The sequence below is a fragment of the Ruegeria denitrificans genome (assembly GCF_001458295.1).
In the GTDB taxonomy this organism is placed as follows: Bacteria; Pseudomonadota; Alphaproteobacteria; order Rhodobacterales; family Rhodobacteraceae; genus Ruegeria; species Ruegeria denitrificans.
The window spans coordinates 73,768-93,102 of sequence record NZ_CYUD01000006.1; the positions used below are offsets into that span (position 1 = coordinate 73,768).

Here is a 19,335-nt window from a genome sequence, read left to right on the forward strand (position 1 = left end):
ATCGGGGTAGACCGTGATCAGGATTTTGATTGCCTGCCTTCTGGCGGCAACCGTTGCAGGCTGCACCGGATCGCAGCGCCCTCAGGCGGATCAGTCGGAGGTTGTGGCGCGGTCTTACCGTGATCCGGGCCCGTCAACGCTGACCCTTTATACGATGATCAACACTCGAACCGGTTCGGGTGCGCATACCTCGTTGATGATCAGCGGCAGTGAGCGGGTGATCTTTGACCCGGCAGGCTCGTTCCGTGCGGATGTTGTGCCGATCAAGAATGACGTGCTGTACGGCATCACTCCGAATGTCGAACGCGCCTATCGCAGCAGCCACGCGCGCGAGACGCATTTTGCGCGCATTCAAACCATCGAGGTCACCCCACAACAGGCTGAGATCGCCCTGCAGCTGGCTAAGCAGATGGGGCCAGTGTCCAGCGCGTACTGCGCCAACTCGACTTCTCAGCTGTTGCAGCAGGTGCCGGGGTTCGAACAGATCGGCACCACGTTTTACCCGGTCAAACTGTCCGAGCAATTCGGCCAGATACCGGGGGTTTCCACCTCCGAGTACCGTGAGAATGACGATGCCGACCTGCAAAAGGGTCTTGCGGCGAACAATGCCCTGCTGAACCAGCAGAGCGGCGCGCTAGCCCAATAGGTACAGCAGCCCGTACAGGGTCGCAGCCCCTGAAAAGATCGCCGCAAGCACGTTTTTTGTGATCAACCCGACTACCACCGCAACGGCGGCGGCAGCCAAGCGCGGGATGTCCGGTTGACCGTCGGTCGCAGTTGGCCAAACTACGAGGGGCGCGATCAGAGCAGGTATGATTGCCACTGCCGTGTACCGCAGATGCCGTAGCAGCCACGGGGGCATAGGACGGTCGCCGACCACTCCGATAAAGGTAAAGCGCAGGGCGAAGCTACCGATGGCGAGCCCGGCGATGATAATCCAGATGGTTGCAGGATCGACCTGAGTCATGGCTTCCTCCGCTCAAGCAACAATTCGGCCTGTGCCCCGGCGATCATCCCTGCCGCCCCGGCAATCAGCAAACCCAGATTGAACGGCACAGCGACGGTCAGCAGCGCGACAATGATTGCGACTAGCGCGGCAACCACATGTGCAAGCGTCCGCATCATTGGCCCAACCATGGATAAAAATGTAATCGGCAGCGCAAAATCCAGCGCCCAGCTTTCGGGAATTTGTGTTCCGAGAACGGCGCCGAGATAAGTGGTGAGCATCCACAACGGCGTAATCAGAGAGACTGTGCCGAAGAAATACGTCATGCGCTGGGGCACGGTCATCTTTGGCTCTTTCTCGAACCTTACGATCGAGCAGGCATAGGATTGATCCACGATCAAATAGGCAGCACAAGCCCTCTGCCACAGCGGGGCGGCCCCCAGATAAGGGGTCAGCGAGGCCGAATACATCGCCACTCGCAGGTTTACCGCCAATGCCGAGGCCAGAATGATAACGGTTGGCGCATTGTCCTGCAGCAATTGCAGGGCCGCAAACTGTGCAGCGCCCGCGAAAACGGTGGCCGAAAAGGCTATTGTCTGAACGATATTCAGCCCAGCCTCGGTGGCGAATACGCCAAAAAGCGCACCAAAGGGGATGGCGACGAAAATGAACGGGGCCCCGTCGCGAAAACCCTTCCAATAGTATGACTTGGTTGTGGTGTCTGCCATGGCTAAATCCTATGGTGATAGCCGCAGCAGTAGCGGTCTTGGGAAAGGGTTGCAATTGGCCAAGGAACTGGATGTCTCGGACTATATCATCGCCCCCGATCCCGGCGCGGCCCGCCTGACCCGCGCGGTTGAAGGCGTGGACCAAAATGGAGAGATCAGCCAGATCTCGGTTGTCGAAGAACGCCCTCTGACAATTTTTCTCAATTCGCAGGAAATTGTGACCGCAATGACCATTGGGGATTATCCGGAATATCTGGCGCTGGGGTTCCTGCGCAATCAGGGAATGTTGCTGACCGACGATCAGATCACGCAGGTTGATTATGACGATGATCTGGAAACCGTGATTGTGCGCACCGCGCGCGAGACATCCTATGAGGACAAGCTGAAGAAAAAAACCCGCACCAGCGGATGTGCGGTCGGCACGGTGTTCGGCGACATGATGGAAGGGCTAGAGGACGTGCGTCTGCCGCAGGTTCAGGTGCGGACCTCGTGGCTGTACGATCTGGCCGCCAAAATTAACCGTACCCCGTCGCTGTATCTTGAGGCCGGTGCGATCCACGGCACGGTCCTGTGCCACGAAGACCGCCCGTTGGTCTATATGGAAGATGTTGGCCGCCACAACGCGGTCGACAAAATCGCGGGCTGGATGCTGTCCGAAGGCGAGACGGCAGAGGACAAGATCCTATACACCACCGGCCGTCTGACATCCGAAATGGTAATCAAAACGGCGATGATGGGTATTCCGGTGCTGGCCTCACGGTCCGGTTTCACCGCCTGGGGGGTCGAGATCGCCCGCGAGGTCGGACTGACCCTGATCGGTCGCATGCGCGGGCAGCGGTTCGTGTGCCTGTCGGGCGAGGATCGGCTGATGCGCGACGTGGACCCGGCAAGCGTGGCGGTTGAGGATAAGAAACACAGAAGAAAAAGCGCTCAACAATGAACATCAGCTGCAGTGGGGGTGTTTTCAGAAAACCATTCAAATTCAAAAGGATGTGCCCTACAGTAGGACGCAACTGTGTGGAATTTTGGAAGTTATAAATTGAGAGCGCTATGGAGCTAATCAACCTCATTGCTCCGGTCTTTGCGGTGATCTTGACCGGATATGTGTTTTCGTGGACCCAACTCCTCGGCGAAGACACATCCGACGCGCTTGTTCAATTTGCAGTTTATGTCCTGATCCCCGCCATCATGTTCTATCTGATCGGGCAGGAGAAATTTGAGAACCTTCTGAACTATGGTTTTTATCTCTCCTACGGCGGGACTCTGATGCTTCTCTTCGTCGTTCTGTTCGTATGCCTGAAAACTGTGGTGGGCTTTCAGATCGGGTCAGCGACCGTTGCGGCGTTTGCTGGTGTTGCATCGAATACAGCGCTGGTTGCCTTACCCATCCTTCACGCAATCTTTGGCTCTAAGGGTGCGTTGCCGGCTGTTCTGGCGAACCTCGTGGTAGCGGTATTGCTTCTTGTCATGACCACGATTCTCGAGAGCTCGGCAGGCCATAAAGCAAGCACAAAGACGCCAATTTACAAGATTCTCGTGAATGTCCTGAAGAACCCGATTATCGCAGCAACCCTTCTGGGCGTTGCGTATTCCTTCACCGATATTGGGTTTTCAGATGCGGTTTCGGATTATCTGGAATTGCTCAGTCAGGCGCTAGCTGCCGTTGCGTTGTTCGCGATCGGGTTCACGACCAGTGTGCGAACGATTGTTCAAACCGGGCCATTGATCCTGTTCTTAACACTCGTGAAATTGATTGTCGCGCCCGGGCTCGTATTAGTGGCAGCGCATCTTGTTGGGCTCGACCCGTTATGGACAATTGCAGCCACTGTTTCATCGGCTGTGCCGACGGCAAAGAATATATTTCTGCTGGCCAAGCACTACGACCAGGAACCCCAGCTTGCAGCGCACATCGTCTCGGCCACATCCTTTCTTTCGGTGGGAACGTTGATCCTGTGGTTGTTTGTCCTGCACCATCTGTACCCAACCGCGTTTCAATTGAATTGAGTTCGATCTACAAAGTTGCGGAAGACTGTTCGGGCAGGTGAAGATGCAAGGTGCGGAAATGAGCAACCCTCTAGGTGTGATCCTCGCAGGTGGCCTCGCTACCCGAATGGGCGGAGGCGATAAAGGATTGTTGCAGGTCGGCGGGCAGAGTCTGCTGTCCCATGTGATCGACCGCCTTGCCCCGCAAGTGGACGGCCTTGCGCTGAACGCCAATGGTGATCCGGAACGGTTTTTCGATCTGAATCTGCCCATTCTGCCAGACACGATCGATGGGTACGCGGGACCTTTGGCCGGAGTTCTGGCTGGCCTTGACTGGGCGGCCACGCAGGGGGCTGACTGCATTGTCACCGCCGCCGCCGACACGCCGTTCTTCCCGCGTGATCTGGTGGCACGGCTGACTGAGGCTGCCCAAGGGCAGGCGCATCCGCTGGTGCTGGCCACCACGCCGCGCACCGGGGATGAGGCGCTGAAATCCGGTGGAGGTAAGCGGATCAACCGGCACCCGACCTTTGGCCTCTGGCCGGTCGCATTGCGAGATGATTTGCGGGGCGCGCTTAACGATGGGCTACGCAAGGTCGTGCTGTGGACCGACAAGCATGACGGGCGTGAAGCGCTGTTCGACGCCGACCCCTTCGACCCGTTTTTCAACGTCAATACTCCCGAGGATCTGGCGCGAGCGGAACAACTGCTGGAGCAGGCATGAGGGTCTACGGCGTCACCGGCTGGAAAAACGCCGGCAAGACCGGGCTGATGGAGCGGCTGGTGGCCGAGATCACCCCGCGTGGCTTTACTGTCTCGACCCTCAAGCACGCCCATCACAACGTTGACGTAGATCAGCCAGGCACGGACAGCTATCGTCACCGTGTTGCGGGTGCGTCAGAAGTGCTGCTTGCCTCGGGTCAGCGCGTCGCGATCATGCAAGAGCTGCGCGGCGCGCCCGAGCCATCTTTGGATGCGTTGCTGGCGCGCCTGTCGCCTGTCGATCTGGTGTTGATCGAGGGGTTCAAACGCGAGGCGCACCCTAAGGTCGAGGCCTATCGGGCCGTGGCCGGGAATCCGTTGATGGCACCCGAAAACGCCACCATTCGCGCCGTAGCCAGCGACACGCCGTTGGATGTAGCAGTGCCGGTCTTTGACCTGAATGACACCGCAGGCATCGCAGATTTCATCCTGCACGAGGTCGGTTTGTGACCAGTTTCGACAGTTTTGCCATGGTCGACTGGTCCGGTGGCAATGACACCGGACCCCGCCCGCGCAAGGATGCCATCTGGGCCTGTGTGGTGCGCAAGGGTAGGGCAGAGGAGCCGATATACCTCAGAAATCGCAAGATTGCCGAGCAATGGCTGCACAACCTGATTGCGGATGAGATTGCCTCCGGGCGGCGGCTGTTTTTGGGGTTCGATTTCCCCTTTGGCTATCCCAAAGGGTTCGCCCACGCGCTAACCGGGTCGGATGATCCGCTGCGTTTGTGGGAGTGGTTTGAGGAACGGATCGAGGATACGCCAAAAGCCAACAACCGGTTCGATCTGGCCGGGGAGATTAACCGGCGCTTTAGCTGTAGGGGGCCGTTCTGGTTCAATGGGCTGCAGCGGGACATCGACGGTCTGCCCAAGAACAAGTCAGACTATCACAACCCTTTTCCCGACCGCCGTTCCGTTGAACTGAACCCTGAAGCCAAAGGCAGCTTTACCTGCTGGCAAATGGGAGGGACCGGTGCTGTGGGTGGGCAGATCATGACCGGCCTGCCGGTTCTGGCCCGCCTGCGTCGGGTTTTTGCGGGGAAGGTCTCGGTCTGGCCGTTCGAGGCGCTGGACACCCCGGTCGCCTTTGTGGAAATCTGGCCTTCGCTTACCTTGGGGGCTGGGCCGGAAGGTCGTATCAAGGATGCTTGGCAAGTTGAACAAGTTGCCATGTCGCTCGCTGGAATGCCTCCCGAGGAATTGGCGGGTCATCTGAACGTCACCGCAGCAGAGGAAGGTTGGATTTTGGGAGTGTCACAACACAAGCCGGATATCGCACCGCCCCCCCTGCGCAACGATTGTTTTGCCTTGCCCGCCGGGGTGAACTGGACGCCGGTGGATGACGCGCTGGCCTTGCTGCGCCAGCGCTTGACGGTGGTCACAGCGACCGAAATGGTGGCTTTGCCGAAGGCTACAGGGCGCATTCTGGCCGAGGATATCATCGCTAAACGCTCGAACCCGCCGCAGCCGAATACGGCTGTGGATGGCTATGGGTTTGCCGGTGCCGCCCCCGAGGGCCCACAGGTGATGCCATTGCATCCCGGACGCGCAGCGGCGGGAATTCCGTTCGATGGCTTAGTGCCGGAGGGTCATGCACTGCGCGTGTTGACCGGTGCGGCGCTGCCCGCGGGAGTGGACACGGTCATTCTCGAAGAGGACGTGACCGTACAGGACAACCACATCGCCTTTCACGGTCCACTGAAACAGGGAGCCAATACTCGGCGTGCTGGTGAGGACGTGACCGAGGGCGATCTGGTTCTGCCCGCCGGGCGCAGGTTGACGCCAGCCGATCTGGCGCTTTTGTCGGCCACCGGAATTGCAAAGGTCTTGGTGCGCAAGACATTGCGTGTGGCCGTGCTTTCGACCGGGGACGAGTTGGTCGAGCCCGGGAAAAGTGCCGGTCCCGGTCAGATATTCGACGCCAACCGTCCGATGCTGCTGTCGCTGATCGACCGCTTGGGTTTTCAGCCGGTGGATATGGGGCGCGTTTCAGATGATCGGGAGGATTTGCGCGCCCGACTGAATTCAGCCGCGAAACAGGCGGATGTGATCCTGACCAGCGGTGGTGCGTCGGCTGGGGATGAGGATCACGTGTCGGCCTTGTTGCGAGAGGCGGGTGCGATGCAGGAATGGCGGATCGCGCTGAAACCGGGGCGGCCACTGGCTCTGGGGCTGTGGGACGGCACGCCGGTGTTTGGCCTGCCGGGAAATCCGGTTGCTGCCATGGTTTGTACGCTGATTTTTGCCCGCCCGGCGCTGGGCCTGATGGCGGGTGAGGGGTGGCAAGACCCTCAAGGGTTTGACCTGCCCGCTGCTTTTGAGAAACGCAAGAAACCGGGTCGCCGCGAATATCTGCGCGCCCGTGTGCGCGATGGCCGGGCCGAAGTTTTTGCCTCGGAAGGATCGGGCCGGATCAGCGGGCTCAGCTGGGCCGAAGGGTTGGTCGAAATCGAAGACGGCGCACGCCATATCAAACCGGGCGATATGGTACGGTTCATCCCCTACGGCAGTTTCGGGCTTTAATCGAAAGTTCCGGCCACTCGCCCCAGCAGCATGAAAGCTCGTGCTGTGCGGGTTTCGCCAAGGGCGGATAGGTCGGCATCGCTGGCGTCGGGCTCGAACGCCACGATCATGTGGTCAAAGCGGCGCAGGAAATGATGTGCGGCGTCGCGAAAGATCGGGTCTTGCTTCATCCGCGCGGCCGTCAGCGCCAACGATGACCGATCCCGAATGCCACCCAATGCCGCCACAGAACGACCGCGGGCACCTTGCGCGAATTGCCGCCAAATCTCGGGGCGAGCCATGTCGGGGCGCAGGTCGTCCATATAGATGCCTTCCTGGCTGAGTAGGGTCAAGACATCCTGCGAGGCCTGTACCAGCTGCGCAGTCTTGCGGTCCTTCAGCGCCAGACGCAGGGCATCGAACCCCTCGGCGTCATCCTGCGTTTCGGGAAAGTTTAACGCCCGGATAAAGATATCGGTGCCAAGCGGTGGCGCGATGTCCTCGGCCTGCGTGCCCAACTCTAACGAAGTCTGGTCGCCAGTTCTGTTCGGCGCTGCCGCCCGCGCGGGTTCGCTGCGATTGGTGGAAAACGTGGCCAGCGCGCTTTCGGTCTTTTTCGTGGAAACAGCGATTTCATCAAGCTTCTTGCTGACGGCCGGTTCATGGGAAATGGCGGCCCGCTGTTGCTGGAGGACATAGGTTTGTCGGATCGCGTCGATTGCGGTCTGCAGACGCTCGCTTTCTTCGCGCATGACGCGGCTTGCACGCATCGCCGTGGCCGCGACCCAGATCATCGCCACTGGCATGAATACCGCCAGCAAGGTCACCACGAACCCGCCGCCTTCGACATCGTCGGGCAGCACCAGGAAGACCACCGAAACCACCAGCCAGATCACGCTGAGCACGATGGCCGCGATTTCGATCTCGGTAACTGAAGGCCGCGATGGCTTGTCGTAAATACCCAGCGACGTCGGTCGCTCGGGTTCGTGATCTGGTGTAGGTTCGGACATGAGGGACGCTCCGGTCAGGCGTACTCGATACTCAGAACTTCGTAAGACCGCACGCCGCCGGGGGTGCGGACCTCGACGCTGTCGCCTTCGTCCTTGCCGATCAGGGCGCGGGCGATAGGAGATTTGATGTTAAGCAGGCCGTTTTCGATATTGGCCTCATACTCACCCACGATCTGCCAGGTCTTTTCCTCGTCAGTGTCCTCGTCGACCAGCGTGACCTTGGCCCCAAACTTGATCGCGCCGGACAGCTTCGCGGGGTCGATCACATCGGCCAGCGACAGGATACCTTCGAGTTCCTTGATGCGGCCTTCGATGAACCCCTGCTTTTCGCGGGCCGAGTGATACTCGGCGTTTTCCTTCAGGTCGCCCAGTTCACGGGCCGTAGCGATGGCTTCGATGATCGCAGGGCGCTCAACGGATTTGAGGTTCTTCAGCTCTGCCGCAAGCGCGGCATTGCCCGTAGGCGTCATCGGAATTTTTTCCATGGTCTTGTCGTCCACGCATAAATTGATGCGCCCCGCCGCATGGAACCAGCGTCGGGGCGAATTGATGGGTTGATAAATACCTGACCCAAATGAGGCGTGAATTGCAAGAGGGCTTGAACCTTCAGCGGGCGGATTACGGCCTATCCATAACTAATCACTTCGAATTCGATGCCATTGTCGTCGTCAAAGTAGAACCGTTTGCCAGGTTCGTAATCCCCATGTGATTTGGGCGTGAATCCGGCTTTGATCACTTGCTGTTCGGTGGCGTCGAGATCTTCGACCAGAACACCCACATGATTCAACCCGCCAATGATGTCATAGCTGCTTTCGCCCGATGGCTGCGGATCGCTGGGCGCATAAAGCGCCAGATAGGTATGCGCGCTGCCCACATGCACCGTGTAGCCGCCCGCAATCGCCGGGCCTTCCCAGCGGGTTTTCCAGCCAAATACCTTGTGCATCCATGCGGCCGAAGCCTGCGGGTCGCGAACGGTGAAATTGGTGTGCTCAAGCGTCGCCATCATGGGGGTCTCCTTTGTGAATTGAGGCTTGTCACGACTCACTGTAATTTCTAAACCTAACTTTAGGTCAAGGTATTTTTTTGAGGTCAAAATGGCGGTATCCGAAGGGCTGGCAATTGGCGCGTTGGCCCGGCGCACGGGGTTGGCCGTATCGGCCATCCGATATTACGAGGCGCAGGGGTTGATCGCGCCTTGGCGCAACGCAGGTGGGCAGCGACGGTATCAACGTGCGGATATCCGGCGGTTGAGCTTCATCATGATTGCCCAACAATTCGGCCTGACATTGCCCGAGATTCGTGACGTATTGTCCGGCTTGCCTGGAAGCCGCACACCAACGCCTCAGGATTGGCGGAAAATCAGCGTAAGACTACGTGCCCGCTTGGATCAGCGAATCGCCACCCTGACGCGATTGCGCGACAATCTGGATGGTTGCATCGGCTGTGGCTGCCTGAGCCTGCCAAAGTGCGCCCTTTACAACCCGGATGACCGCGCCAAATCCCATGGTAGCGGTCCCAGGTACCTTATGGGGGACTCTCCCGATACATAACTGCCGCATTGCAGCAATGTTACGCCGTGTTTTGATTGACCAAGGTCTTAGCAACCATGTAATCAGCCGTGAAACAATATTGCGCAGACCACGCAGTGAAAGCGCCAATTCGGAAAGTTAGCTAGGGAGCCCGCGATGGCCGAGATTGAACGCGAAGCGATGGAATACGATGTGGTGATCGTGGGCGCAGGCCCGGCGGGCCTGTCGGCGGCCATCCGTCTGAAACAGCTGGATGGCGATCTGAACGTTGTTGTTCTTGAAAAGGGCTCGGAAGTGGGCGCACATATCCTGTCTGGCGCGGTGCTGGACCCCTGTGGTCTGGATGCGCTGATCCCTGACTGGAAGGAAAAAGGCGCGCCGCTGAACACGCCGGTGACCGAAGACAATTTCTATATGCTGGGTGAGGCGGGCAAGATCCGCATTCCCAACTTCCCGATGCCGCCGTTGATGAACAACCACGGCAATTACATCGTCTCGATGGGCAATGTCTGCCGTTGGATGGCCGAACAAGCCGAGGAGCTGGGCGTGGAAATCTTCCCCGGCATGGCCTGTTCCGAACTGGTCTATGGCGACAATGGTGAGGTCAAGGGCGTTGTGGCCGGTGTCTTTGGGCTGGAACCCGACGGATCATACGGACCCGGCACCGAGCCGGGGATGGAGCTGCACGGCAAATATGTCTTCCTGTCGGAGGGCGTGCGTGGCTCGCTGTCCAAGGAAGTGATCGCCAAATACGACCTGTCTGCCGGCAAAGAGGTGCAGAAATACGGCGTTGGCATGAAAGAGATCTGGGAGGTCGACCCGGCCAAGCACAAGGAAGGCACCGTCACCCACACGATGGGCTGGCCGCTGGGCAGCAATGCGGGTGGTGGATCGTTCATCTATCACCTTGAAAACAATCAAGTCTATGTCGGGTTTGTGGTTCACCTGAACTACAAGAACCCGCACTTGTACCCGTACATGGAATTCCAGCGCTTCAAACATCACCCGGTGGTGGCTGAGCTGCTGAAGGGCGGCAAGCGCGTGGCCTATGGTGCGCGTGCGATCACCGAGGGCGGTTATCAGTCGATGCCCAAGCTGGTCGCTCCGGGCGTGGCGCTGCTGGGCTGCTCGGCGGGCATGGTCAACGTGCCGCGTATCAAAGGCAACCACAACGCCATGCTGTCAGGCAAGGCCGCTGCCGAAGCAGCCTATGACGCGATCAAAGCCGACCGTTCGGGCGATGAGCTGACCGCTTATGAGGTCGATGTCCGTGACGGCGCAATTGGCGACGACCTGAAAAAGGTGCGCAACGTCAAGCCGCTGTGGTCGAAGTACGGCCTGACTGCCAGCCTGGTGCTGGGTGGTATGGATATGTGGACCAACACGCTGGGCTTTTCGCTGTTGGGCACATTGGGTCACGGCAAGAACGATGCGGAATCGACTGAAGAGGCCAGCAAGCATCAGCCCATCGATTATCCGAAACCTGATGGCACACTGTCCTTTGATCGCCTGACAAACGTTTCCTTCGCTGCGACCAATCACGAGGAAAGCCAGCCCTGCCACCTGAAGCTGACTGACCCGGACATCCCGGTCAAAGTGAACCTGCCCAAGTTCGACGAACCGGCGCAGCGCTACTGCCCAGCGGGCGTGTATGAGATGGTCGAGGATGAGGGTACCCCGCGGTTCGTGATCAACTTTCAGAACTGCGTCCATTGCAAGACCTGTGATATCAAGGACCCGAGCCAGAACATCACCTGGACTACGCCTCAGGGTGGAGACGGGCCAAACTATCCAAACATGTAAGCAAAAAACCGGGCATTGGCAGGGTCGTGAAGGCTCTGCCATTGCCTCTTGCCAGCCAAAGCCCTAGCTTGTTGCGCAGATAAGAACAGCAAGGCAGGATTTCGGTGATTTCTCTGGTTCGTCGCGCCGCAATGGCTGCGCTCTTCTCCTCGTCTATGGTGCTTCCGGCTCTGGCGGATTCCGGGTCGGGTGCGTATCTGGCTGGCCGTCAGGCCATCTATCAGAACGACTATGCGTCAGCTGAAAGATACTATGCACAGGCCCTGAAGGCCGACCCTGAAAACCCAGCTTTGTTGGAAAGTGTTGTGGTCGCCCGGTTGGCCCTGGGCGAAGTAAAGCGCGCGCTTCCTGTTGCGCAGATGATCGAAGATATAGGCCTGCCCAGTCAGGCGGCCCGGATGGTGATCACGGCCAACCTGGTGGCCGATGGGAAACTGGATGAATTTCTGGCGCGCGATCCGGAAACACAGGGTGTGGGACCTTTGGTTGACGGCCTGATGCAAGGCTGGGCGTATATCGGCCAAGGGGCCATGACCCGCGCGATCGAGAAGTTTGACGAGGTCGCAACCCAAGACGGGTTGCGTGACTTCGCGCTGTTCCACAAGGCCTTGGCGCTGGCATCGGTGGGTGATTTCGAAGGTGCCGAAGACGTTTTCACGGCACATAACGGTGTCATCGCACGCATGTCGCGTCGGGCTGCTCTGGCCCGAGCCGAGGTGCTGTCGCAGCTGGACCGGAATGAAGAGGCACTGCAATTCCTCGGTGAAGTGTTTGCGGCAGGCCGCGATCCGTCCATCGAAGGCTATGTGGCACGCCTGACCGCTGGTGACACTCTGCCTTTTACCCATGTGCAATCGGCGCAGGACGGCATGGCCGAGGTGTTCTTTTCTGTCGGCGCCGCGCTGAGCAATGAAGCGGCGCAGAATTATGTTCTGCTGTATGTGCGGACAGCTGCGTTCCTGCGCCCGGGTCACGTTGATGCACTTCTGCTGAGCGCTGAACTGTTGGACGCGCTGGAACAATACGATCTGGCGGTAGAAGCCTATCGTCAGGTACCCACCAGCAGCAGCGACTATCACGCCGCTGAACTGGGCCGAGCTGAGGTGCTCAGCCGGTCGGAAAAAAAGGATGCCGCCGCCGAGGTTCTGCAGACGCTGGCAAGTCAAAACCCGGACCTGCCCAGCGTTCATGTGGCATTGGCCGATCTGCAACGCCAGCAAGAGGACTACGCCAGTGCTGTCGCGTCTTATGATCGTGCGATTGAGCTGACCGATGGAGGCTCTGGCGGGAACTGGTTCCTGCATTATGCTCGTGGAATCTCGCACGAACGGCTCAAGCAATGGGATCAGGCCGAGGCCGATTTTCGTCGCGCGCTGGAACTGAACCCTGGTCAGCCGCAGGTGCTGAACTACCTGGGCTATTCTCTGGTTGAACGGCGCGAAAAGCTGGATGAGGCGCTGGACATGATCGAACGCGCCGTCGCCGCACGCCCCGACAGTGGCTACATCGTCGACAGTCTGGGCTGGGTCCTGTTCCGTCTGGGCCGCTATGACGAAGCTGTTGAACATATGGAGCGTGCCGTCGAGCTGATGGCGGTTGACCCGGTGGTGAACGATCATCTGGGCGACGTTTATTGGGCCGTGGGCCGCGCGCGTGAGGCTGAATTCCAGTGGAAGCGTGCGCTGTCCTTTATTGATCCCGAAGATACTGACGGTGAGGCTGATCCTGACCGCATCCGCCGAAAGCTGGAAATCGGTCTGGATGGCGTTCTGGCCGAAGAAGGGGCAGAACCGCTGAAGGTTGCCAATGGCAACTGAGGCCTTTGCGCCCGCCAAGATCAACCTGACCCTGCATGTGACCGGCCAACGGGTTGATGGATTTCATCTGCTGGATTCGCTGGTTGTATTTGCGGATGTCGGCGACAGGTTGCAGTTCACGCCGGGCCTGGAATTGTCGATCTCGGTCAGCGGAGAACATGCGGCGGGTGTACCAACGGACAGCCGAAACCTGGTCTTGAAAGCTGCCGAGGCTGCGGGCTGGACCGGGCATATCAACCTGAACAAGGTGCTGCCTCACGGCGGCGGGATTGGCGGTGGATCATCCGATGCTGCGGCGACCCTTCGAATGGTTGCTGATCAAGGCACGCCAATATTGCGTGACATGCCGCTGTCACTGGGTGCGGACGTTCCGGTCTGTATGTTGGCGCGAGCCGCCCGGATGCGCGGGATCGGTGAGCAACTTGACCCGGTGGTGTTGCCCCAATTGCCTGCCCTGTTGGTCAATCCTGGGGTCGAAGTGCCCACTGGCGCGGTATTCTCGGCTTTGGAGAGTCGGAACAACTCGCCCATGCCCGAGGATATTCCGGCTTTTGAGACGCCCGAAGATTGCGCGACATGGCTGCAAGATCATCGCAACGATCTTGAACCGCCGACAAAAAGTTTGGCTCCTGACGTAGTCCGTTTGCTTGATGCATTGGAAGACTCCAAACGAGCTCTGTTGGCCCGTATGTCGGGGTCAGGTTCAACCTGTTTTGCGCTCTATCCGACGATGAAAGACGCGCATTTTGCGGCTTACGAGATCGGCGCGGCCCATCCCGATTGGTGGTGCCGCGCGGTACTGCTTAATTGAGGCGCGAGACCACGTAATCCGCCAGATCACGCAGCAATGCGCGAATCTCATGATCGGGCAGGGGTGCCAACGCTTCCTTGGCCTTGACGGCCCAGCCAAACGCATCCGCCCGGGTGGCGTCGAGCGTGCCGTATTTACCCATCAGGCTCAGCGCATGGTCCAGATCGCCCTCTTCCTGACGGCCCCGGCCAATCGTACGCTCCCAAAACGCGTGTTCGTCGGGGGTGGCTTGGGCGACGGCCTTGATCACCGGCAAGGTTAACTTGCGCTCGCGAAAATCGTCGCCGATGTTCTTGCCGGTGGCTTTACTATCACCTTGATAATCCAGCAGATCATCAGCGATTTGAAAGGCAATGCCCAATGCATCGCCATAGTCGTGCAGCGCCTTGACCTGTTCCTCTGACGCTCCGGCGATTACTCCGCCAACCTCGGTCGCGGCCGAGAACAGAGCGGCAGTCTTGCCGCGTACAACCTGCAGATAAATCGCCTCGTCGGTGCCCAGATCGGTGGCGGCGGTCATCTGAAGTACTTCGCCTTCGGCAATTGTAGCCGAGGCATTGGCCAGAATGTCCAGAACACGCAGCGACCCGGTTTCAACCATTAACTGGAAACTGCGGGAGAACAGGTAGTCGCCCACCAGAACGCTGGATTTGTTGTCCCACAACAGGTTTGCAGTCGGGCGGCCACGTCGCTGGGCGCTTTCGTCCACCACATCGTCATGCAGCAGGGTTGCGGTATGAATGAATTCCACTGTTGCGGCCAGACGCACATGATGGTCGCCCATGTAACCAAACAGACGTGCAGCGGCCAGCGTCAGCATCGGGCGCAGGCGTTTGCCGCCAGCTTCGACCAGATGGGCTGTCACCTCGGGGATGCGCGGCGCGTGTTCCGAGGCCATGCGCGTTCGGATCAGTTCATTCACTGCGCCCATTTCGCCGGTCAGAAGGTCGGCCAGCCGCTCATGCGGTTTTGTGATCGTGTCGATATCCATCACACTCCTGATACAAGGCTCGACTTTCGGCTTACCTTGCCCTTACATCCATCCCCATGAAAGAACTTTTGCGCAGCACCGATCCAACGATCCTGGCCTTTGCTTCAGCCCTTCTTGAGGGTGAGGATATAGACTGCTTTCAAATGGACGTAAATATGAGCATCCTCGAAGGCGGCATCGGAATCTTCCCCCGACGCCTGATGGTGAGGGCCGATGATCTGACACGGGCCGAACGGGTGATGCGGGATAACGAAATTCCGTTGGGTCGATGAGCGATTTTTCGAATAATGAGTTGACTTGTAACGATTTTTTGAACGGTCGTGTGCGCCTGTGGCAGCCACGTTCGGGATATCGTGCTGGTGTGGACCCGGTGTTGCTGGCGGCTGCCGTCCCGGCGACATGTGGTCACACCGTGTTGGAGCTGGGCTGTGGAGCAGGGGCTGCGATCCTGAGCCTTCTGGCGCGTGTGCCGGGGTTGCAGGGGGTCGGAGTTGAACTGCAGGCACCCTATGCCGAGCTGGCGCGTCGCAACGCGGCTGAAAACGAAGCACCGTTAGAGGTGGTCGAGGCCGATCTGGCCGCACTTCCGGCCGATTTGAAGCAGCGCCAGTTCGACCATGTGATTGCCAACCCGCCTTACTATCGTGCTGGCGCGCACAGCGCTGCCGCCGACGACGGGCGGGCCATCGCGCTGGGCGAGGGCACGGCGCTGGACCTTTGGCTCGATATTGCCGCCAGACGCCTCGCGCCGCGTGGCTATTTGCACATGATCCAAAAGGCCGACCGTTTGCCGGATATGCTGGCGGGGTGTAACGGGCGTTTGGGCTCGGTCGAGGTACTGCCGCTGGTGGCACGCACTGGTCGGGCCGCAGAATTGGTGATTTTACGGGCCAGAAAGGGCGGAAAAGCCGCGTTTCAGCTGCATGCACCACTGATCCTGCATGCCGGGGATAGCCATGAAAGGGACGGTGAAAGCTATACGCCGCAGGTTTCAGCGGTTCTGCGCGACGGGGCTGTGTTGCCGGGATTTTCCAGTCAATAGGCATTAACCAGCCGAATTTGTCGGATTTATTACAGAATCTGTGCGTATGCAGCGTGACAGGGTGGAAACGATGTGGTCAACTTCTTACGTGAAACTCAGACACCAACAGAGGAGTATCGCCATGAGCGTGAGCGCACACCTGACCGAACTGAAGAAGAAGCACGAAACACTCGGTCTTGAAGTTGAACAAGCCCAACGCTCGCCTGGCATCGACGATCTCCATATTGCACAACTCAAAAAGCAGAAGCTTAGGCTTAAAGAAGAGATCGAGCGCCTGTCGAACTAGCGACCCAGGCTCGCCCGCGCGGCGATGGCCGCGCCGCCAGTGATCAACACGGCCGCGGTCGCCAAACCCCAGGACGGGGCGGCGATCCCGGCCAAAACCAAAGCCAGCGTAGACAATAGCGGTGCCGCGTATGACGCCGTGCCGAGTATCTGTATGTCGCCCTGCTTTACCCCGATATCCCATACATAAAATGCCAACCCCACCGGCCCCAGACCCAGTGCCACGACCGAGGCCCAGCCAAAGGTGCTGTCAGGCCAGATGGTTTCCTCGACGGCCAGATGCAGCATGCCCGAGGCGATCGCTGCCGCGAAGCAGAATATGGTGACCGAACTGGTCGGCGTGTCCCCCAATCGGCGCGACAGGACCGAATAGCCCGACCATGTCAGAGCGCAAAGCAGCGCCAGCCCATACCCCGGCAGATGTGCGGTTTGAAACCCTGTGCTGCCGCCCCCTGCGATGATAACCGCAGCCCCGGCAAAACCCAGGCACGCCCCGAAAAAATGACCAATACGCAGATGCTCGCCCGGTAGAAGCCCGGAAAACAGCACGATCAACAGGGGCCAAAGATAGGCGATCAGCCCGGCCTCGGCCGCTGGAGCCATGCGCAGGGCTGAAAAATACAGTGCGTGATAGCCAAACAATCCGACTGCACCGAAGAGATACGTTGTCCGGGGCACTGTCCGCAATTGGTGCAGCCCGCCGGTGATACCTGTCCAGATCAGGCCCAGTGTGCCTCCGATAGAAAAACAGATGGCGTTCAGCAAAAGCGGTGGTGTCGGGGTCGAGCCGACTGTGAACAGGGCCAACAAAGACCAAAGCAGAACGGCCACAAAGCCGATTGCTGTCGCCTGTGCTTTTTTCATGGAGCCGTGACCTCTTTCACTGATTTGATTTGAAAGGATACAACCAACGGGAAGACGCGCAATTCTTTAACTGTCGGTTTCGGAACGAAAAAGGCCGACCCAAAAGGATCGGCCTGATTTGAATATGAGCTTTCGGATCAGACGAAGAACTGCGCACCGTTGGCCGAAATTGTCGAGCCATTGATGAATTGAGAATCGTCCGACGCCAGGAACGCAACGCAGCGCGCGATTTCTTCAGGCTCACCCAGACGACCCGCCGGGATCTGACCGATGATGGATTCACGAACCTTCTCGGGAACCGCCATCACCATCTCGGTTGCGATGTAGCCGGGGCAGATGGCGTTCGCTGTGATACCTGCACGCGCACCTTCTTGGGCCAGCGATTTCACGATGCCCAGATCACCTGCTTTTGTTGCGGCATAGTTCACCTGAGCAAACTGGCCTTTCTGACCATTGATCGAGCTGATGACGATCACGCGGCCAAACTTACGCTCGCGCATGCCGGGCCAGACAGGGTGAACGGTATTGAACACGCCGGTCAGGTTTGTGTCGATCACATCTTTCCACTGATCGGGCGTCATCTTGTGGAACGGCGCATCGCGGGTGATGCCGGCGTTGGCGACCACGATGTCGATTGGTCCGACCTCAGCCTCGACCTTTTCGATGCCCGCTTTTGATTCGTCGTAATCGGCCACGTTCCACTTGTAGGTGGCGATGCCGGTTTCCTCGGTAAACTTTGCGGCGGCTTCGTCATTGCCGGCATAGGTGGCTGCAACATTGTAGCCTTCGGCCTTGAGCGCCTTGGAAATTGCTGCGCCGATGCCGCGTGAACCGCCGGTGACGAGTGCTGTACGTGCCATTGAGGAATCCTCCAATTTAGTCTGACTTGGTAATTCTGTTACTCTGAGAGAGATTGCTGCGCAATATCGTTTCGTGTCTGTTTTGCTCTTTCTGTTCGGCGATATTGTCGCATCTAAGGGATAATGCCTTATTGTAACGAAAAAGGGCGTCCAGTGGACGCCCTTTTCTATTTAGATGTCAACGCCCTTAGTCGCGCTCCACGCACAGGGCGACACCCATGCCGCCACCAATGCACAGGGTCGCAAGACCCTTTTTCGCGTCGCGGCGTTTCATCTCAAAAAGCAGCGTGTTCAGAACGCGGCAACCCGATGCCCCGATTGGGTGACCGATAGCGATGGCACCACCATTGACATTCACGATGGACGGATCCCAACCCATGTCTTTGTTCACTGCACAGGCCTGTGCGGCAAAGGCTTCGTTGGCCTCAATCAGATCCAGATCGTCAACCGACCAGCCTGCCTTTTCCAGCGCCTTGCGTGAAGCATAGATCGGACCGACGCCCATGATCGACGGGTCCAGACCGGCGGTGGCGTAGGATGCGATGCGTGCCAAGGGCTCGATCCCGCGATTTTCGGCATTTTCGGCCGACATCAGCAGAGTTGCAGCCGCACCGTCGTTCAGACCGGATGCGTTTGCCGCAGTGACTGAGCCGTCCTTGGCGAAGGCCGGACGCAGTTTACCCATGGCTTCCATGGTTGCGCCGTGGCGGATGTATTCGTCCTTGTCCATCACGATGTCGCCTTTGCGAGTCTTGATGGTGAAGGGCACGATTTCGTCGGCGAATTTGCCAGCCTTTTGCGCGGCTTCGGCCTTGTTCTGCGAGGCAACGGCGAATTCATCCTGCATGTCGCGGCTGATCTGCCATTTCTCGGCGACGTTCTCGGCGGTCTGACCCATGTGATAGCCGTTGAACGCATCCCACAGACCGTCGCGGATCATCGTGTCGATGTATTTCATGTCACCCATTTTATGACCGGCGCGCAGGGCGGCGGCATGGGGCGACAGGGTCATGTTTTCTTGTCCACCAGCAGCGACGATCTCGGCATCGCCCAGCTGGATGTGCTGGGCACCCAGTGCCACAGCCCGCAGGCCCGACCCGCACACCTGGTTGATACCCCAGGCCGCGCTTTCCTGCGGCAGACCGGCGTTGATATGAGCCTGACGCGCCGGATTCTGGCCCTGAGCGGCCGTCAGCACCTGACCCATGATGGTTTCGCTGACTTCACCCTTGTCGATCCCGGCCCGTTCAACGACGGCCTCAAGTACAGCGGTACCCAAATCATGTGCGGGTGTGTTTGCAAACGAGCCGCCAAAACTGCCGACGCCAGTGCGTGCGGCGGATGCGATTACTACGTTGGTCATATAGACAATCCTTTACCATCAAGGTCCTGTGGGAACCGTG

At 58.8% G+C, this 19,335-nt stretch carries 22 protein-coding genes; 13 read left to right on the top strand and 9 right to left on the bottom strand.

What is annotated here, in order from left to right:
- The first annotated feature begins 13 nt into the window (after positions 1 to 13).
- On the top strand, positions 14 to 646 hold the full coding sequence (locus RUE5091_RS10465) for a hypothetical protein (RefSeq protein WP_058281865.1): 633 nt from the start codon (positions 14 to 16) through the stop codon (positions 644 to 646).
- On the opposite strand, the gene RUE5091_RS10470 is transcribed toward RUE5091_RS10465, so the two are convergent.
- Positions 635 to 967, bottom strand: a complete 333-nt coding sequence (locus RUE5091_RS10470) for an AzlD domain-containing protein (RefSeq protein WP_058281866.1) — start codon at positions 965 to 967, stop codon at positions 635 to 637. The two genes, RUE5091_RS10465 and RUE5091_RS10470, sit on opposite strands and share 12 nt — an antisense overlap.
- Positions 964 to 1,674, bottom strand: coding sequence for an AzlC family ABC transporter permease (locus RUE5091_RS10475; protein WP_058281867.1), 711 nt, complete (start codon positions 1,672 to 1,674; stop codon positions 964 to 966). Before RUE5091_RS10475 ends, RUE5091_RS10470 begins: the two co-directional genes overlap by 4 nt.
- Between RUE5091_RS10475 and RUE5091_RS10480 the strand changes: the two genes are divergently transcribed.
- The 5 genes from RUE5091_RS10480 to RUE5091_RS10500 all read left to right on the top strand — a co-directional run bounded on the left by RUE5091_RS10480 (position 1,673) and on the right by RUE5091_RS10500 (position 6,941).
- Complete coding sequence (locus RUE5091_RS10480) at positions 1,673 to 2,614, top strand: formate dehydrogenase accessory sulfurtransferase FdhD (protein ID WP_243470762.1); 942 nt, start codon at positions 1,673 to 1,675, stop codon at positions 2,612 to 2,614. The two genes, RUE5091_RS10475 and RUE5091_RS10480, sit on opposite strands and share 2 nt — an antisense overlap.
- 110 nt (positions 2,615 to 2,724) lie before the next feature.
- A complete protein-coding gene (locus tag RUE5091_RS10485) occupies positions 2,725 to 3,678 on the top strand; it encodes an AEC family transporter (protein ID WP_058281868.1) in 954 nt (317 codons plus the stop codon).
- A 58-nt stretch (positions 3,679 to 3,736) separates the two neighbouring features.
- Positions 3,737 to 4,381 (top strand): molybdenum cofactor guanylyltransferase MobA, encoded by a 645-nt coding sequence (mobA, locus tag RUE5091_RS10490; RefSeq protein WP_082643632.1) that lies wholly within the window; start codon positions 3,737 to 3,739, stop codon positions 4,379 to 4,381.
- Positions 4,378 to 4,869 carry a molybdopterin-guanine dinucleotide biosynthesis protein B gene (gene mobB, locus RUE5091_RS10495; protein ID WP_058281870.1) on the top strand — a complete coding sequence of 164 codons (492 nt, stop codon included), beginning with the start codon at positions 4,378 to 4,380 and terminating at the stop codon, positions 4,867 to 4,869. The genes mobA and mobB overlap by 4 nt, the downstream gene beginning before the upstream one ends.
- Positions 4,866 to 6,941: a molybdopterin-binding protein gene (locus RUE5091_RS10500; protein ID WP_370732164.1), complete on the top strand. Its 2,076-nt coding sequence runs from the start codon at positions 4,866 to 4,868 to the stop codon at positions 6,939 to 6,941. Before mobB ends, RUE5091_RS10500 begins: the two co-directional genes overlap by 4 nt.
- On the opposite strand, the gene RUE5091_RS10505 is transcribed toward RUE5091_RS10500, so the two are convergent.
- From RUE5091_RS10505 to RUE5091_RS10515, 3 genes are all read right to left on the bottom strand, one after another.
- Positions 6,938 to 7,930, bottom strand: coding sequence for a hypothetical protein (locus RUE5091_RS10505; protein WP_058281871.1), 993 nt, complete (start codon positions 7,928 to 7,930; stop codon positions 6,938 to 6,940). The two genes, RUE5091_RS10500 and RUE5091_RS10505, sit on opposite strands and share 4 nt — an antisense overlap.
- Before the next feature lie 14 nt (positions 7,931 to 7,944).
- Positions 7,945 to 8,415, bottom strand: a complete 471-nt coding sequence (greA, locus tag RUE5091_RS10510) for a transcription elongation factor GreA (RefSeq protein WP_058282071.1) — start codon at positions 8,413 to 8,415, stop codon at positions 7,945 to 7,947.
- Positions 8,416 to 8,555: 140 nt separating this feature from the next.
- Positions 8,556 to 8,936, bottom strand: a complete 381-nt coding sequence (locus RUE5091_RS10515) for a VOC family protein (protein ID WP_058281872.1) — start codon at positions 8,934 to 8,936, stop codon at positions 8,556 to 8,558.
- 88 nt (positions 8,937 to 9,024) lie between these two features.
- Between RUE5091_RS10515 and soxR the strand changes: the two genes are divergently transcribed.
- The 4 genes from soxR to RUE5091_RS10535 all read left to right on the top strand — a co-directional run bounded on the left by soxR (position 9,025) and on the right by RUE5091_RS10535 (position 13,890).
- Positions 9,025 to 9,480 carry a redox-sensitive transcriptional activator SoxR gene (gene soxR / locus RUE5091_RS10520; RefSeq protein ID WP_058281873.1) on the top strand — a complete coding sequence of 152 codons (456 nt, stop codon included), beginning with the start codon at positions 9,025 to 9,027 and terminating at the stop codon, positions 9,478 to 9,480.
- A 135-nt stretch (positions 9,481 to 9,615) separates the two neighbouring features.
- Positions 9,616 to 11,262 carry an electron transfer flavoprotein-ubiquinone oxidoreductase gene (locus tag RUE5091_RS10525; RefSeq protein ID WP_058281874.1) on the top strand — a complete coding sequence of 549 codons (1,647 nt, stop codon included), beginning with the start codon at positions 9,616 to 9,618 and terminating at the stop codon, positions 11,260 to 11,262.
- 155 nt (positions 11,263 to 11,417) lie between these two features.
- On the top strand, positions 11,418 to 13,079 hold the full coding sequence (locus RUE5091_RS10530; protein ID WP_082643633.1) for a tetratricopeptide repeat protein: 1,662 nt from the start codon (positions 11,418 to 11,420) through the stop codon (positions 13,077 to 13,079).
- Positions 13,069 to 13,890, top strand: a complete 822-nt coding sequence (locus RUE5091_RS10535) for a 4-(cytidine 5'-diphospho)-2-C-methyl-D-erythritol kinase (RefSeq protein ID WP_058281876.1) — start codon at positions 13,069 to 13,071, stop codon at positions 13,888 to 13,890. The genes RUE5091_RS10530 and RUE5091_RS10535 overlap by 11 nt, the downstream gene beginning before the upstream one ends.
- Here RUE5091_RS10535 and RUE5091_RS10540 read toward each other — a convergent pair.
- Positions 13,883 to 14,881, bottom strand: coding sequence for a polyprenyl synthetase family protein (locus RUE5091_RS10540; RefSeq protein WP_058281877.1), 999 nt, complete (start codon positions 14,879 to 14,881; stop codon positions 13,883 to 13,885). The two genes, RUE5091_RS10535 and RUE5091_RS10540, sit on opposite strands and share 8 nt — an antisense overlap.
- Before the next feature lie 56 nt (positions 14,882 to 14,937).
- Between RUE5091_RS10540 and RUE5091_RS10545 the strand changes: the two genes are divergently transcribed.
- The 3 genes from RUE5091_RS10545 (at position 14,938) to RUE5091_RS10555 (ending at position 16,209) form a co-directional block, all read left to right on the top strand.
- Complete coding sequence (locus RUE5091_RS10545; protein ID WP_037316655.1) at positions 14,938 to 15,153, top strand: putative signal transducing protein; 216 nt, start codon at positions 14,938 to 14,940, stop codon at positions 15,151 to 15,153.
- Complete coding sequence (locus RUE5091_RS10550) at positions 15,150 to 15,923, top strand: tRNA1(Val) (adenine(37)-N6)-methyltransferase (RefSeq protein ID WP_058281878.1); 774 nt, start codon at positions 15,150 to 15,152, stop codon at positions 15,921 to 15,923. Before RUE5091_RS10545 ends, RUE5091_RS10550 begins: the two co-directional genes overlap by 4 nt.
- Before the next feature lie 121 nt (positions 15,924 to 16,044).
- A complete protein-coding gene (locus tag RUE5091_RS10555; RefSeq protein WP_082643634.1) occupies positions 16,045 to 16,209 on the top strand; it encodes a YdcH family protein in 165 nt (54 codons plus the stop codon).
- On the opposite strand, the gene yddG is transcribed toward RUE5091_RS10555, so the two are convergent.
- The 3 genes from yddG to RUE5091_RS10570 all read right to left on the bottom strand — a co-directional run bounded on the left by yddG (position 16,206) and on the right by RUE5091_RS10570 (position 19,295).
- Positions 16,206 to 17,072, bottom strand: a complete 867-nt coding sequence (yddG, locus tag RUE5091_RS10560) for an aromatic amino acid exporter YddG (RefSeq protein WP_058281880.1) — start codon at positions 17,070 to 17,072, stop codon at positions 16,206 to 16,208. The two genes, RUE5091_RS10555 and yddG, sit on opposite strands and share 4 nt — an antisense overlap.
- Positions 17,073 to 17,209: 137 nt before the next feature.
- On the bottom strand, positions 17,210 to 17,932 hold the full coding sequence (phbB, locus tag RUE5091_RS10565; RefSeq protein WP_058281881.1) for an acetoacetyl-CoA reductase: 723 nt from the start codon (positions 17,930 to 17,932) through the stop codon (positions 17,210 to 17,212).
- 187 nt (positions 17,933 to 18,119) lie between these two features.
- Positions 18,120 to 19,295, bottom strand: coding sequence for an acetyl-CoA C-acetyltransferase (locus RUE5091_RS10570; RefSeq protein WP_058281882.1), 1,176 nt, complete (start codon positions 19,293 to 19,295; stop codon positions 18,120 to 18,122).
- Positions 19,296 to 19,335 lie beyond the last annotated feature (40 nt).